General features: G+C 73.8%; 12 protein-coding genes. 6 read left to right on the top strand and 6 right to left on the bottom strand.

What is annotated here, in order from left to right; genetic code table 11:
* Positions 1–26 precede the first annotated feature (26 nt).
* Positions 27–3,053, bottom strand: a complete 3,027-nt coding sequence (locus tag IT780_RS27220; RefSeq protein ID WP_233413549.1) for a hybrid sensor histidine kinase/response regulator — start codon at positions 3,051–3,053, stop codon at positions 27–29.
* 181 nt (positions 3,054–3,234) lie between these two features.
* Here IT780_RS27220 and IT780_RS27215 point away from each other — a divergent pair, with 181 nt between their 5' ends.
* Entirely contained in the window at positions 3,235–3,645 is a 411-nt protein-coding gene (locus IT780_RS27215) for an ATP-binding protein (protein ID WP_199514603.1), read from the top strand.
* Complete coding sequence (locus tag IT780_RS27210) at positions 3,642–3,920, top strand: STAS domain-containing protein (RefSeq protein ID WP_199514602.1); 279 nt, start codon at positions 3,642–3,644, stop codon at positions 3,918–3,920. The genes IT780_RS27215 and IT780_RS27210 overlap by 4 nt, the downstream gene beginning before the upstream one ends.
* Here IT780_RS27210 and IT780_RS27205 read toward each other — a convergent pair.
* From IT780_RS27205 to IT780_RS27190, 4 genes are read right to left on the bottom strand one after another with little or no spacing between them, the layout of a single operon-like run.
* A complete protein-coding gene (locus IT780_RS27205; RefSeq protein WP_199514601.1) occupies positions 3,907–5,760 on the bottom strand; it encodes a glycoside hydrolase family 127 protein in 1,854 nt (617 codons plus the stop codon). The two genes, IT780_RS27210 and IT780_RS27205, sit on opposite strands and share 14 nt — an antisense overlap.
* Positions 5,761–5,773: 13 nt before the next feature.
* The gene (locus IT780_RS27200; protein ID WP_199514600.1) at positions 5,774–6,724 is read right to left on the bottom strand and encodes a VWA domain-containing protein; all 951 of its coding nucleotides are present in this window, start codon (positions 6,722–6,724) and stop codon (positions 5,774–5,776) included.
* Positions 6,721–7,737 (bottom strand): DUF58 domain-containing protein, encoded by a 1,017-nt coding sequence (locus tag IT780_RS27195; protein ID WP_199514599.1) that lies wholly within the window; start codon positions 7,735–7,737, stop codon positions 6,721–6,723. The genes IT780_RS27200 and IT780_RS27195 overlap by 4 nt, the downstream gene beginning before the upstream one ends.
* A 10-nt stretch (positions 7,738–7,747) precedes the next feature.
* Positions 7,748–8,950, bottom strand: coding sequence for an AAA family ATPase (locus tag IT780_RS27190; RefSeq protein WP_307831403.1), 1,203 nt, complete (start codon positions 8,948–8,950; stop codon positions 7,748–7,750).
* A 278-nt stretch (positions 8,951–9,228) separates the two neighbouring features.
* On the opposite strand from IT780_RS27190, the gene IT780_RS27185 reads away from it, so the two are divergent.
* From IT780_RS27185 to IT780_RS27170, 4 genes are read left to right on the top strand one after another with little or no spacing between them, the layout of a single operon-like run.
* Positions 9,229–9,435 (top strand): hypothetical protein, encoded by a 207-nt coding sequence (locus tag IT780_RS27185; RefSeq protein WP_199514598.1) that lies wholly within the window; start codon positions 9,229–9,231, stop codon positions 9,433–9,435.
* 10 nt (positions 9,436–9,445) lie between these two features.
* Positions 9,446–9,979, top strand: a complete 534-nt coding sequence (locus IT780_RS27180) for a PH domain-containing protein (protein WP_199514597.1) — start codon at positions 9,446–9,448, stop codon at positions 9,977–9,979.
* A complete protein-coding gene (locus IT780_RS27175; RefSeq protein ID WP_199514596.1) occupies positions 9,976–11,436 on the top strand; it encodes a PH domain-containing protein in 1,461 nt (486 codons plus the stop codon). The genes IT780_RS27180 and IT780_RS27175 overlap by 4 nt, the downstream gene beginning before the upstream one ends.
* 4 nt (positions 11,437–11,440) lie before the next feature.
* Positions 11,441–11,836, top strand: coding sequence for a thioesterase family protein (locus tag IT780_RS27170; protein ID WP_199514595.1), 396 nt, complete (start codon positions 11,441–11,443; stop codon positions 11,834–11,836).
* Here IT780_RS27170 and IT780_RS27165 read toward each other — a convergent pair.
* Complete coding sequence (locus IT780_RS27165) at positions 11,833–12,771, bottom strand: carbohydrate kinase family protein (protein WP_199514644.1); 939 nt, start codon at positions 12,769–12,771, stop codon at positions 11,833–11,835. The two genes, IT780_RS27170 and IT780_RS27165, sit on opposite strands and share 4 nt — an antisense overlap.
* Positions 12,772–12,921 lie beyond the last annotated feature (150 nt).

The raw sequence follows: 12,921 nt of genomic DNA, 5'->3' as shown, positions 1-12,921 counted from the left end.
CCGCGGCTGCGGGGGCAGGTCGCCGTTTAAAGGTCTGATGATTGAAGGAGCCGGGCCCGGACCTGATCCAGCAACGCCTGCCGGGTGAAGGGCTTCTCGATGATGACGACGCCCTCGGGCAGCGTCCCGTTCTCGGTGAGCACCGGCTGGGCGTAGCCCGACATGTAGAGCACCGGGAGCTCCGGGCGGATCCGCTGCACCCGGGCGGCCACCTCGTTGCCCATCATCACCGGCATCATCACGTCGGTCAGCAGCAGGTGGATCGGTCCCTGGTGGTCCTCGGCGAGGCGCAGCGCCGCGGCGCCCCCGGAGGCGGACAGCACCCGGTATCCGGCCCGGCTCAGGGCGCGCCCGGTGGCCTCCCGCAGCGCGTCCTCGTCCTCGACCAGCAGGATCGTCTCCTGGGGCTTTCCCGGCTGCGGTGCGGCCTCGCTCGCCTCGGGCTCCTCGGGCTGCTCGGGCACCGGTACGGCGGCGTCCGTGACCGGCAGCACGATCGTGACCGTGGTGCCGATGCCCGGTTCCGAGGACAGGCGCACGTGCCCGCCCGCCGACGCGGCGATGCCGTACACAGTGGCCAGGCCGAGGCCCGTCCCCGCGCCCTGGGGCTTGGTCGTGAAGAACGGTTCGAAGGCGCGATCGGCGACCTCCGGCGGCATCCCCGCGCCGGTGTCGCTGACCCGGATGCGCACGTACCGGCCGGCGGGGACGTCCGGGCACTCGGCGACGTCGGCCTCGTCGAGGTGGGTGTTGCCGGTGTCGATCGACAGCGTGCCGCCCGCCGGCATCGCGTCCCGGGCGTTCACGGCGAGGTTGACCAGCACCTGCTCGATCTGGCCCGGGTCGGCGCACACCGGCCACAGATCGCGGTCGAGGTGGGTGACGAGGTGGATGTGCTCGCCGAGCGTACGGCGCAGCAGCTGGTCCACGTCGCCGACGACATGGTTCACGCTGAGCACCTGTGTCTGGGTGATCTCCCGCCGGCCGAAGGCGAGCAGCTGCTTGGTCAGCCGGGTGGCGCGCTCGGTGGCGCGCCCGATCTGTGTGAGGTCCTTGCGTGCGGCGGCCAGGTCGGCGGAGGTGGGCTCGGCTTCGGCCAGCGTCTCGGCGAGCAGCTCGGTGTAGCTGGCGATGACGGCCAGGATGTTGTTGAAGTCGTGCGCCACCCCACCGGCCAGCTGCCCGAGGCTCTCCAGGCGGCGGGTGTGCTGCAGCCGGCGGTCCACGGCGTCGCGTTCCGCCTGGGCGGCCAGCCGTTCCCGCTCGGCCTGCGCTTGCACCCGCTCGGTCACATCCCGCACGAACGCCGAGACGATGACGCCCTCATCGGTACGCAGGGAGGAGAGGCCGATCTCGACGGGGAACTCGCTGCCGTCCTTGCGAGCGGCCTTCAGGGCAACGCCGGCTCCCAGGGACCGCCGCTGCGGGTCGGCGAAGTAGCCGTCACGAAGGCCCGCGTGCCTCGGCCGGGCGGCTGCCGGTACCAGCACCTCGATCAACTGCCCGAGCAACTCGTCGCGCCGGTACCCGAACAGCCGCTCCGCCTCGGCGTTCAGCAGGACGATCCGGCCGTCCTCCCGTACGCCGAGGATCGCATCCGGCGCGCCCTCGAGCAGCTGCCGGAACTTGGCCTCGGCGCGCTGCCGCTCCCCGATGTCCCGGGCCACGCAGGCGATCCCGGTTGGCCGCCCGGCGGGGTCGGTGATCGGCGACGAGCTGAACGAGACCGGGACGATGCTGCCATCCCTGCGGCGGCCGTCCACCTCGTGCTGGTCGACCCGCTCGCCGCGGGCCACCCGGGCCAGCACGTCGGCCGCTATGTCCTCCTGACCGGGGGCGAACAGCATGCTGGTGGGGCGGCCGAGCACCTCCGCGGCGTCGTACCCGAACAGCCGCTGTGCCCCGGAGTTCCAGCTGGTGATGGTGCCGTCCAGAGTCTTGCCGAGGATCGCGTCGTCGGACGCGTCGACGATCACCGCCAGCCGCTCCCGCTCGGCCAGTACGTCGGCCCGGTCCGCGAGCGCCGCCGCCTGACCGGCCAGCTTCGCCACGAGCGCCATGTCGTCGTCGGTGAACAGGGTGCGATGCCGATGCAGCAGGAGCAGCGCGCCTCCGGAACCCTCGAGCGCGGTGGCGCAGACGTAGCGGGTGCCGGTGGCACGAGCCAGATCGACGGCGATGCGGGGCGGATCGCGCCAGCCCGCGAGCGCGTCGAGCATCCCGGCGCGGGCCAGCAGCCGCCGCCGGTCCTCCTCGCCGTACGGCTCGCCGGGCACCGAGCCGGGCGAGCAGACCGGTCTCAGCGTGCCGTCCGGTTCACGAACCAGCACCATGACGGCGTCGACGCCGACCACCTCCCGGGCGGCACGGCAATACTCGCGCCAGATCCGCTCGGCGGTCCCGTCGACCGGGACGGCGAGCATCCGGCGGATCAGCGCGTACGCGGCACCCCACGACCAGACGCGACGCAGGGAGCGGGGCGGCAGGAACGCCAGCATGTACATGAGCGCGGACACCACGGCGAAGACCAGCGCCACCGCCTGCAGCCTCCGGCCCTCGCCGGCGGTCATGATGACGACGCCGAACAGGCCCGTACCGATCGCGGCGCAGGCGAGCCGCACCCGCGCCGCACCCCCGCGACGGCGCGCCTCCTTGGCGAGCAGCACCGCCGCCATCGCCTCCACGGCGAAGGCCGCCGCGACGATCGGCAGGCCGAGGCGTGCCGGCAGCGGCGGGCTCACCAGCACCAGCACCACCGCGCTCGCCGCCCACGCCGCGGCCCCGCCGCACTGGGCCCAGCGCGGGACGACGCGTACCCGGCTGACCAGGTGCAACGAGAAGAACGGCTGGCCGAGCACGAACGCCGAGACCAGGCCCTGCACGATGCCGGGAGGCCGGACGACGAGGCTGACGGCGCCGAGGGCGAAGTAGCTCGCCACCGAGGCGAAGATCGGCATGACGTCGCGCAGCAGGGGATCGCGCCGCCGCACATAGCTGCCGCAGAGCCACAGGAAGATCAACGCGTACAGCGCGGTGACCGCCAGTACCGCCATCCGATCCCCCTCTATGACCTATTTCGCGAAGCTTATTGTCATTTGATTCCCCCGTGCGGGCCGGCTACACGGATGCATCGTCGAGAGGCAAGAATCTGACCCGGTGCCGGGTTTGCGGGCCGGTCCGGCTCGGGTACCTGATGCACCGCACTACCGGCGGCGGGGAGAAAGACCGACGGACATGAGCGCATTGACAGCCCGTTTCGACGTGCCTCTGGGCAGGAACGCGCCCCGGGCCGCGCGCCACGCGGCGACCGCGGTCCTGGCGGGATGGGGCTACCGGGACGACGACTGGCTCGACACGGCGGCCGTGGTGATCAGCGAACTGGTCACCAACGCCGTCAACCACGGCGGCGGCTGCGTCGAGGTACGCATCGAGTCGCACGACGAACGCGTCACCGTGCTCGTCGCCGACGGCTCCTCGGTCGTCCCACGCCGGCGCGAGCCCGACGGGCGCGGCGGGCGCGGCATCGCCCTGATCGAGGCGATGGCCGTGCGCTGGGGCGTCCGCGACCACCAGGGCGGCAAGCAGGTCTGGGCGGACCTCGCCCCGTGCCCCGTGCTCGAGCAGCCGACGGGATCGCAGCGATGAGCGCCGTCCAGGTGGAGGTGACCGGCGAGCTCGACCTCGCCACCGCGCCCGACCTGCTCGAGCGGGTCCGCACGACGCTCGCCGGGCGGCCCGACGCCATCGTGCTGGACCTGACCGGCGTGACGTTCTGCGACTCCTCCGGGATCAACGCCCTGATGGACGCCCACACCCTGGCCGACGCGGGCGGGGCGACGCTGCGGGTCGCCAACCCGCAACGGATCACCCGGCGCGCCCTGGAGGTCACCGGCGTCCTGCCGCTGCTCACCGGCCCGTGACGCCGTCCGGCCGTCTCCCGTCCGGCAGCCACACCCGCATGGGCCCGATGCCGCGGTTCGCCCACGCGAAGTAGGGCACCGCCTCGACCTCGGCCCGCTCCCCGGGCCGGGCCGAACCGTCCGGACCGTACGGCCAGGGCCGCTCCTCCGGTACGCGGACCCACGCGCTGAGCCCCACCACGGTCACGCCGCCGAGCAGGCCGGGGCGGAAGTCGGCGCCGGTGACGCCCGCGAAGGCCAGGTCGTCGGCGGCGGGGTGCTCGACGGCGTACACCAGCGGGCCGCGTTCGAGGGCGACACAGCCGCGCACCGCGTCGATGCGCTCGCCGGCCGTCGTGACCCGGACGGTCATCGGCAACCGCAGCTCCACCACGTCCCCGGATCGCCAAGCATGCCGCACCTGCGCATACCCGCCGGCCTCGACGCCGTCGCCTTGCAGCACCGCACCCTGCGCCCACGGCGGTACGCGCATGGACAGCGTCCACTCCCGCTCCGGTGACTCCAGCACGCGGACCCGCACGACACCGTCCCACGGGTACTCGGTCTCGACGGCCAGACGGACGCCGCCGGTCTCGACGGTGCTGGGGGCGTACATCTGGAGCTGGATGCCGTCCTCGTCGGTCGTGGCGAGGTACGCGCCCAGGCTCGCGACGGTCCGCATCACGTTGGGCGGGCAGCACGCGCAATCGAACCAGCCGCGGCGGCCGTGCGCGGGGCTGCGGTTCTCGTCGGGATGGGCGCCGGCGCGCAGCTGCAACGGGTTGACGTAGAAGTACTCGGTGCCGGCCAGCGAGACCCCGGCCAGGAACCCGTTCAGCACCATCCGCTCGGCGGCGTCGGCGTACGCGGCGTCGCCCGTGGCCAGCAGCATCCGCCACGCCCACTGGATGCCGCCCACCGCCGCGCAGGTCTCCGCGTACGCGCGGTCCGGCGGCAGCTCGTACGGGTCCCCGAACGACTCGCCCTCCCACCGCGACCCGAGCCCGCCGGTGAGGTACGTCTTCGTGGCGAGCATGTGCGCGAACTGCCGGCGCAGCGCCTCCAGCAGCCCGACGTCCCCCGTCTCCAGCGCGACGTCGGCGGCCCCGGCGGCGAGGTAGACGGCCCGGACCGCGTGCCCCTCGACGGTCTGCTGGTCGCGGACCGGCACACGATCGCTGAAGTACGTCGGCTCGTGGCCGTGCCTCTCGACCAGCCCGTGCCCACGCGCCTCGACGAACCAGCGGGCGAGCTCGAGGTAGTCGGCGCGGCCGGTCTCCCGGTACAGCTCGACGAGGCCCATCTCGACCACCGGGTGACCGTCGACGTCCTCCGTACGCCCCGGCCCGAACGTCGCGACGAGGTGGTCGGCGAACCGGACCGCCACCTCCAGCAGCGCCTGGTCGCCGGTGGCCCGCGACTGGGCGACGGCCGCCTGCATGAGGTGCCCAGCGCAGTAGTGCTCGTGGCTCCACGGCAGGTCCCGGTAGCGCTCGCGGACCATCGAGTTGAGGTAGCCGTCGGCGCGCTGGGCGGCGGCGACCATGGCGGTCACGGCCCGCTGGACCGCGAGCAGGGGCGGACGGGGCGCGCGGGCGTACTCCCAGGCCGCCGCCTCCAGCCACTTGTAGACGTCGGAGTCCATGAACACCGGGCCGCGCAGCTCCCCGGAGCGTTCCCCGGCGGCGATCCGCAGGTTCTGCAGGTTGCCGGCGGTCCGCAGTCGCTCGGGCCCGGACGGGATCGCGGCCTCGCCGTTGACTCTCCGGCGCTCGGCGAGCAGCCCGCCCTCGATGCGGGCGGTAGTGACCGGCCGCAGCCGGCACGAGGCGCCGGCGGTGGGAACGAGCGGACCGGTCACCGGTAGGTACCCCCTAGGGCAATCGAGACGTCCAGAGCAGGCTCATCGCCGCGGCGGCCAGGCCGAGCAGCAGGGCCGCCCCCGCGTACCACTGGGTGATCTCCTCGGGCTGCACGCGGTGCCCGATCGAGCTGCCCATGTCCTCGTACACCTGCTTCAGCTCGCTGACCGACGCCGCCTCGTAGAAGTAGCCCTTCGTGTCATCCGCCAGCTCCTGCAACGACTTGCGGTCCACGGGTACGCGTTGCAGCGCGCCCCGGATGTCGACCACGCCGGTGTCCGTGCCGAACGCGATCGTCGACACCGGGACGTTCGCCGCCGACGCCGCGGCCGCCGCGTCCTCCACCGAGCGCCCCGACGTGCGGTACCCGTCCGAGAGCAGCACGATCCGGGCCGGTGGAGCGCCGTCCGCGCCGTCCGAGGGCACCGACCGGATCGCGTCCAGCGAGGTGAACACCGCCTCGCCGGTCGCCGTCGCCTCGGCCAGCGTCAGCCCGTCGATCCCGGCGATCACCGCCGCGCGGTCCTTGGTCGGCGACACCAGCACGTTCGCCGCCTTCGCGAACGACACCAGGCCCAGGTTGTACGTCGGCGGCAGCTCCTGCACGAACGCCTTCGCCGCCTCCTGCGCCGCCTCGATCCGGTTCGGGGCGACGTCGTCGGCCTCCATCGACAGCGACACGTCGATGGCGAGCATGACGGTCGCGCGTTCCAGGGGCTCCTCGCGGTCCACCGACGGCCGGGCCATCGCCAGCGCCACCACGAACAGGCTCAGCAGGAACGCGCTCGCGGCGACGTGCCGGCGCCAGCCCAGGCCCTTCGGCGCCAGGCTTCGCAGCAGCTCCACGTTGGTGAACTTCATCGCGTACTGGCGCTTGCGGAACTGGCGCCAGACGTAGAAGCCGACCACCAGCAGGACGGGCAGGACGGCGAGCAGCCACCACGGCTGCAGGAAACGGATCATCGGGTGGTCCCCCGGGTGCGAGCGTGTCGTTGAGCGGCCACGAAGCGGACGACGTCCAGCAGCCAGTCGGTGTCGGTGCGCAGGCGCAGATGGGCGGCGCCGGCGGCGCGCAGGGCCTGGGCGATCTCGCCGCGCTGCCGGCCGGCCGCCTCGGCGTAGCGGGCCCGCAGCCCCGGATCGGCGGTCTGCACCTCGTGCAGCACACCCGTCTCCGGATCGGCCAGGGTGAGCACGCCGACGTCGGGCAGCTCCAGCTCGCGCGGGTCCACCACCTCGATCGCCAGCACGTCGTGCCGGACCCCGAGCTTGCGGACCGGGCGGGCCCAGCCCTGCACCGGCGAGAGGAAGTCGGAGATGACCACGGCCACGCCCCGGCGGCGCGGGGGCCGGTTCAGCATGTCCACCAGCTCGCCGAGGTCGGTGCGGCCGGGGCGGATCTCCGTGCGCGCGATCGCCCGCAGCAGTCCCTGCGCCTCCTTGCGGCCGGGGCGCGCGGGCATGCGTACCACCGGGGCGGCCTGGGGCACCGCGACCGCCGCCGCCTTGCGCCGCCGCCACGGGAAGCCGCCGCCCGGCTCCGGCGCCACCTGGCCCGGCCCGGTGCCGACGACCGCGCCGATCCGGTTGCCGCCGCGCACGGTCAGATGCGCCATCGCGGTGGCCGCCGCCAGCACGAGGTCGCGCTTGAGGTAGCGGGCGGTGCCGAAGTCGAGGCTGGCCGACAGGTCCACGGCCATCCAGGTCTCCAGCTCACGGTCGGCCACCGTACGGCGCACGTGCGGCTGCGTCGTCCGCGCCGTGACCGGCCAGTCCATGCGGCGCACGTCGTCACCGGGCCGGTACTCGCGGCTCTCCCCCGCCTCGCTGCCGGGGCCGGGCAGCAGACCCGCGTAGTCGCCCTGCAGCAGCCCGTCGAGCTTGCGCGTGACCAGCAGCTGCAGCCGCGACAGCACGGCCTCGGCCCGGGCCGTACCCGAGTCGGCGGCCGGGGCGGGGATGTCGGCGGTCGTCACGGCTTTACCGTCACTGCTGTCCCGGCCAGACCGGCTGCTGCTGGGGCTGCGCACCGCCGTACGCCGGGTTGCCGCCGTACGCCGGACCGCTGGCCGGCACCGCACCGCCGAAGGCCGGACCCCCACTGGCCGGCGCGGGCACCCCGGACACCTGGGCGGCGTGGCCGTTCGCGGGCGCCGCGTCCTGGCGGGCGGACACCGACGGCATCGGCACGCTCGCCATGATCCGGGCGACGATGTGGTCGGCGGGGATGTCGTCGGCCAGCGCGTCGTAGCTGAGCACCAGCCGGTGCCGCAGGATGTCCGGCGCGATGTCCTGCACGTCCTGCGGCAGCGCGTAGTCGCGGCCGCGCAGCAGGGCGAGCGCCCGGGTGGCCCGGACGATGCCGAGCGAGGCGCGCGGGCTGGCGCCGTACTGGATCAGCTGGGCGACGTCCGGCATGCCGTGCTGAGCCGGCGCGCGGGTGGCGAGCACGAGCCGTACGGTGTAATCCACCAGCGCGTTGTGCACGAAAACCTGGTCGGCGCGGCGCTGCAGGGCGAGCAGGTCGCCGGAGTTGAAGATCTGCTTCGGCTCGGGCGCGCTCACGCCCATCCGGTAGACGATCTCCCGCTCCTCGGCGTCGGTCGGGTAGCCCACGAGGATCTTCATGAGGAAGCGGTCGCGCTGCGCCTCGGGCAGCGGGTACACCCCCTCCTGCTCGATCGGGTTCTGCGTCGCCATCACCAGGAACGGGTCGGGCACCGAGTGGCTCTCGCCGCCGATGGACACCTGGTGCTCGGCCATGACCTCCAGCAGCGCCGACTGGACCTTCGCGGGCGCACGGTTGATCTCGTCGGCGAGCAGGAAGTTGACGAAGACCGGGCCCAGCTCGACGTCGAACTTCTCGCTCGACTGCCGGTAGATGCGGGTGCCGACGATGTCGGCGGGCACCAGGTCGGGCGTGAACTGCACGCGGGAGAACGAGCCACCGACCACCCGGGCCAGCGTCTCCACCGCGAGGGTCTTGGCCACGCCCGGCACGCCCTCCAGCAGGCAGTGCCCGCGGGCCAGCAGCGCGACGAACATCCGCTCGACCATCCGGTCCTGGCCGACGATCACCCGCTTCACCTCGAACATGGCGCGTTCGAGCTGGGTGGCGTCCTGCGCGGGTGGCACCGGGGCGCCGGGATCGGCGCTGCTCGTGCCCTCGGGTGTGGTCGGCTCGGCCACCGGTCCTCCAGGGATGTCGCACTTCGCGGTCGCGCCGGCACGGGTGCCGACGCTCAAGACTTACACGACCATGCTGAGAGCGGTCCGGCGGAGCCGGATTACGCGCCGACCGCAAGGGTCCGGGGATGTCGATCTTTCTGCGCGATACGCACGGACGGGCACCCGCGGCGGGTAGACGCAAGGCCGGACGACCCGTGTAACATTCAGCGCGTCGCCGGGCGACTTCCCCCGTGGTCGCCCGGCGCTCAACTCCCCCCGGACAGGGCTACGCTTCCGGAGTGGTCGAGGAGCTTGCACCCCAGTGTTCTGCGAAGGGCTGTCGCGCGACGGCGGAGTGGGCGCTGCTGTGGAACAACCCCAAGCTGCACGAGCCGGCGTACCGCAAGACCTGGCTCGCCTGCCGGCAGCACCGCGAGACCCTCGGTGACTTCCTCGGCGCCCGCGGGTTCCTGCGCGAGGTGACCGAATTCCATCCCACCGCCTAGGCTTTCAGGCGTGACCGAGCCCAGCGGTTCCCTTTCCGGCGCGACCACCGGCCCCGCCGACGCCCTCGAGCCCTGGCCGGACACCGTGCAGTGGCAGCCGGTCTCGCGCAGCCTGATCACTGTGGAGCTGATCAGCCGCGCGATCTGGGTGGTGGTCATTCTCGGCGGGCTCGGCGCCGGCTGGGCGTTCCACCGGCACTGGGCGTGGCCCGCGGCGATGGCGGCGGTCGCGGTCCTCGCCATCTGGCGCTCGATCGTGACGGTCCGGGCCGTCAAGGCCTGGGGGTACGCCGAACGCGACAACGACCTGCTGGTCCGGCACGGGCTCGTGGTGCGCCGGCTCTCCATCGTCCCGTACGCCCGGATGCAGTTCGTCGACGTCACCGCCGGCCCCCTGGAACGCGCCTTCCACCTGGCCACCGTCCAGCTGCACACCGCGGCGGCGGCGAGCGACGCGAAGATCCCCGGGCTCCCGCCGGAGGAGGCGGCCCGCCTGCGCGACCGGCTCACCGCGCTCGGACAGGACCGGGCCGAGGGCCTGTGACCGCCGCCGACGCCCCGCCGCAGCCCCAGCCGGAGCCGCCGGTGATCGGCGAGGAGCCGCGCCGGCGCCTGCACCCACTCAGCCCGCTGCTGCACGGCGCCAAGTCGATCGCGGTCATCGTCGCCGCGCTGAGCTGGCAGACGCTCTCCCAGGTGGGGCTCGAGCGGTTCGCGCTGGTGGTGGCCGTCCTCGCCGTCGCCGTCGTGATCTTCTCGGTGATCGGCTGGCTCAACACCGGCTACCACGTGGTCGGCCGGGAGCTCCGCATCCAGGACGGGCTGCTGTGGCGGCGCAACCGGGCGATCCCGCTCGACCGGCTGCAGGCCGTGGAGCTGCGCCGGCCGCTGCTCGCGCAGCTGACCGGCCTGGCCGAGCTGCGGCTCGAGGTGGTCGGCGGCGGCAAGACCGAGGCACCGCTGGCCTATCTGACCGTACGGGAGGCCGGCGCGCTGCGGCAGCGGCTGCTCGCGCTGGCCGGGCGTACGCCGGGCACCGCCGAGCTGCCCGGCACCGGGCCGGCGCCGGGCCTCGAACGCCCGCTGTTCCGGGTCAGCAACCGTGACCTGCTGATCAGCCAGCTGCTCACCCCGCAGGCGTTCTTCCTGCCCGTCGGCGTCGCGTTCGTCGTCATGCAGACGGTGCTCGAGGGCTCGTGGACGTTCGTCGGCATCGCCAGCACGGTCACCGCGATGGCCGGCGTACTGCTGCAACCGGTCCGCCGGGTGCTGCAGGACTGGGACTTCCGGCTCGCGCGCGACCCCGGCGGCCGGCTCGCGGTCCGCTACGGGCTGCTCGAGACGCGCAGCCAGATCGTCCCGCTCAACCGGGTGCAGACGATCGGCGTCACCTGGCCGCTGCTCTGGCGCGTCCAGGGCTGGCTGCATCTGCGCCTCGACATCGCCGGGTACGCGGGCCCGCAGTCCGGCGACGCCAAACGCTCGGACCGCCTGCTGCCGGTCGGCGCCTTCGAGTCCGGCCGGTTCCTGGTGCAGGAGGTGCTGCCGGGCGTCGACCTGGCCGCCCTGCCGACCGTGCAGCCGCCGCCCCGGGCGCGCTGGCTGCACCCGTTCACGCTGCGCACCATCGGGGTCGGCCTGACGCCGGAGGTGTTCGTGTCACGCTCGGGGCTGCTCACCCGCGAGATGACGCTGGTGCCGTACGCCCGCCTGCAGAGCGTGCGCGTGGTGCAGGGACCGGTGCAGCGGCTGCTCGGCCTCGCCAGCGTGTACGCGGACACGGCCGGGGGGCGCTCGGGCGTGGCGGAGGACCGCGACGTGGCCGAGGCGTGGTGGCTGGCCGAGCAGCTGTCGATCCGCGCCCGCCAGGCCCGCGCCGTGACGTCGCCGTCCGGCCTCACCGCCGCGCCCACCGCCCTCGCCGAGCCCGCCGGCCCTGCCGGCCGCGCCGAGCCCGCCGGCGACGGGCACGGGCGGGCCGGGAGCGAGCCTCTAAGCTGATCGTATGGAGCTTCCGCAGTTCAGTCCCGGACTTTCCGCCCGGGTGGAGCTGACCGTCACCGACGCCGACACCGCCCAGGCCGTGGGCTCCGGCGACGTGCCGGTGCTGGGCACCCCCCGGGTGCTCGCGCTCGCCGAGGCGGCCACCGTGGCGGCCACCGCGCGGCTGCTGCCGGGCGGCGTGACGACGGTGGGCACCCGCGCCGAGGTGGAGCACCGCGCGCCGACGCCGGTCGGGCATCGGGTGACCGCGCTCGCCACCCTGGCCAAGGTGGACGGTCGCAAGCTGCTGTTCGAGGTGGTGGTCCGCGACGGCGAGGAGCTGGTGGCCGAGGTCCGGGTCGAGCGGGTCGTCCTCGACCGCCAGCGGTTCATCGCCAAGGCACTCGGCGACAGCTAGATCAGCGCACCCCAGCGGGCGCTGAGCTCCTCGTACGTCGGCATGGCCACCGCGCCGCCGGGACGCTCGCACACCAGGCCCGCCACGGCCAGCGCGAACGTCACGTACGCCTGCCAGCCCGCGAGGTCGGCCGGGATGCCGTCGGCGAGCAGGCGGCGTACGAGCGCACCCATCACCGAGTCGCCCGCGCCGGTCGCGTCGACGGCCTCGACCGCCGGCGCCGGGAGCATCCCCGCGCCGTCGGCAGTCGCGACGTAGGCGCCCTTGGAGCCACAGGTCACCACGACCGCGCGGGCTCCCAGCCCGAGGATGTGCTCGGCGGCCGCGGCCGGTCCGGCGCCCTCCCACAGCACGTCGGCGTCGGCGGAGCTCAGCTTGACCAGGTCGGCCGTGGCGAAGAAGCCCTCGACGAGGTCGCGCAGGCCGTCCACGGCCGCTGCGTCGGGCAGGAGCTTCGGGCGTACGTTGGGATCGAAGACCCGCAGCGGGCCCGGCACCGCCCACGCCTTGCGCGCCGCCGACACGAACGGCTCGCGCATCAGCGCGATCGACCCGGCGTAGAGCACGGCCGCGCCGGCCACCATCGCCTCGTCGACGTCGTCGGCCTTCACCAGCGAGTACGAGGGCGGCTCGCCGTAGAACTGGAACGTCGGCTCGGCCCCCTCGAACGTGGTGACCGCGAGCGTCGTGGGCACGCCGACCCGGGTCATCGCCGTGGTGCCGACGCCGCTCTCGCGCAGGAACGCGGCGATGCGGTCACCGAGGGTGTCGTTGCCGAGCGAGCCCACGTACTGCACGTCACCGCCGAGCCGGGTGGCACCCACCGCGACGTTCAGGGGCGCCCCGCCGATCGCCTGGCGGTAGATCAACTCGCCGTCACGCCCGGTCTCCAGGAGATCCACGAGCGCTTCCCCGAGCACCACCGCGTAGCCCATTCCGATCCCCTCCACGTCCGCCCGCCATGCCGTCAGATCACCGTCGCGGCGCTTCCGCCAATGCCTCGACCGCCGTCGCCGCGCGCTACTGCCGCTGCCGTCAGCTCGCCGTCGCGGCACGCTTCCGCCAATGCCTCAGCTCGCCGGCGC

Origin of the sequence: Nucisporomicrobium flavum (assembly GCF_016464385.1) — a bacterium.
Taxonomy (GTDB): domain Bacteria; phylum Actinomycetota; class Actinomycetes; order Mycobacteriales; family Micromonosporaceae; genus Actinoplanes; species Actinoplanes flavus_A.
This window is presented reverse-complemented; position numbering and strand designations above follow the sequence as displayed.

Excerpts from the sequence above, each read along its gene's own strand:
- IT780_RS27170 (WP_199514595.1), top strand. The coding sequence starts at position 11,441 with ATGGAGCTTCCGCAGTTCAGTCCCGGACTTTCCGCCCGGGTGGAGCTG.
- IT780_RS27165 (WP_199514644.1), bottom strand. The coding sequence starts at position 12,771 with ATGGGCTACGCGGTGGTGCTCGGGGAAGCGCTCGTGGATCTCCTGGAG.
- IT780_RS27210 (WP_199514602.1), top strand. The coding sequence starts at position 3,642 with ATGAGCGCCGTCCAGGTGGAGGTGACCGGCGAGCTCGACCTCGCCACC.
- IT780_RS27215 (WP_199514603.1), top strand. The coding sequence starts at position 3,235 with ATGAGCGCATTGACAGCCCGTTTCGACGTGCCTCTGGGCAGGAACGCG.
- IT780_RS27200 (WP_199514600.1), bottom strand. The coding sequence starts at position 6,724 with ATGATCCGTTTCCTGCAGCCGTGGTGGCTGCTCGCCGTCCTGCCCGTC.
- IT780_RS27220 (WP_233413549.1), bottom strand. The coding sequence starts at position 3,053 with ATGGCGGTACTGGCGGTCACCGCGCTGTACGCGTTGATCTTCCTGTGG.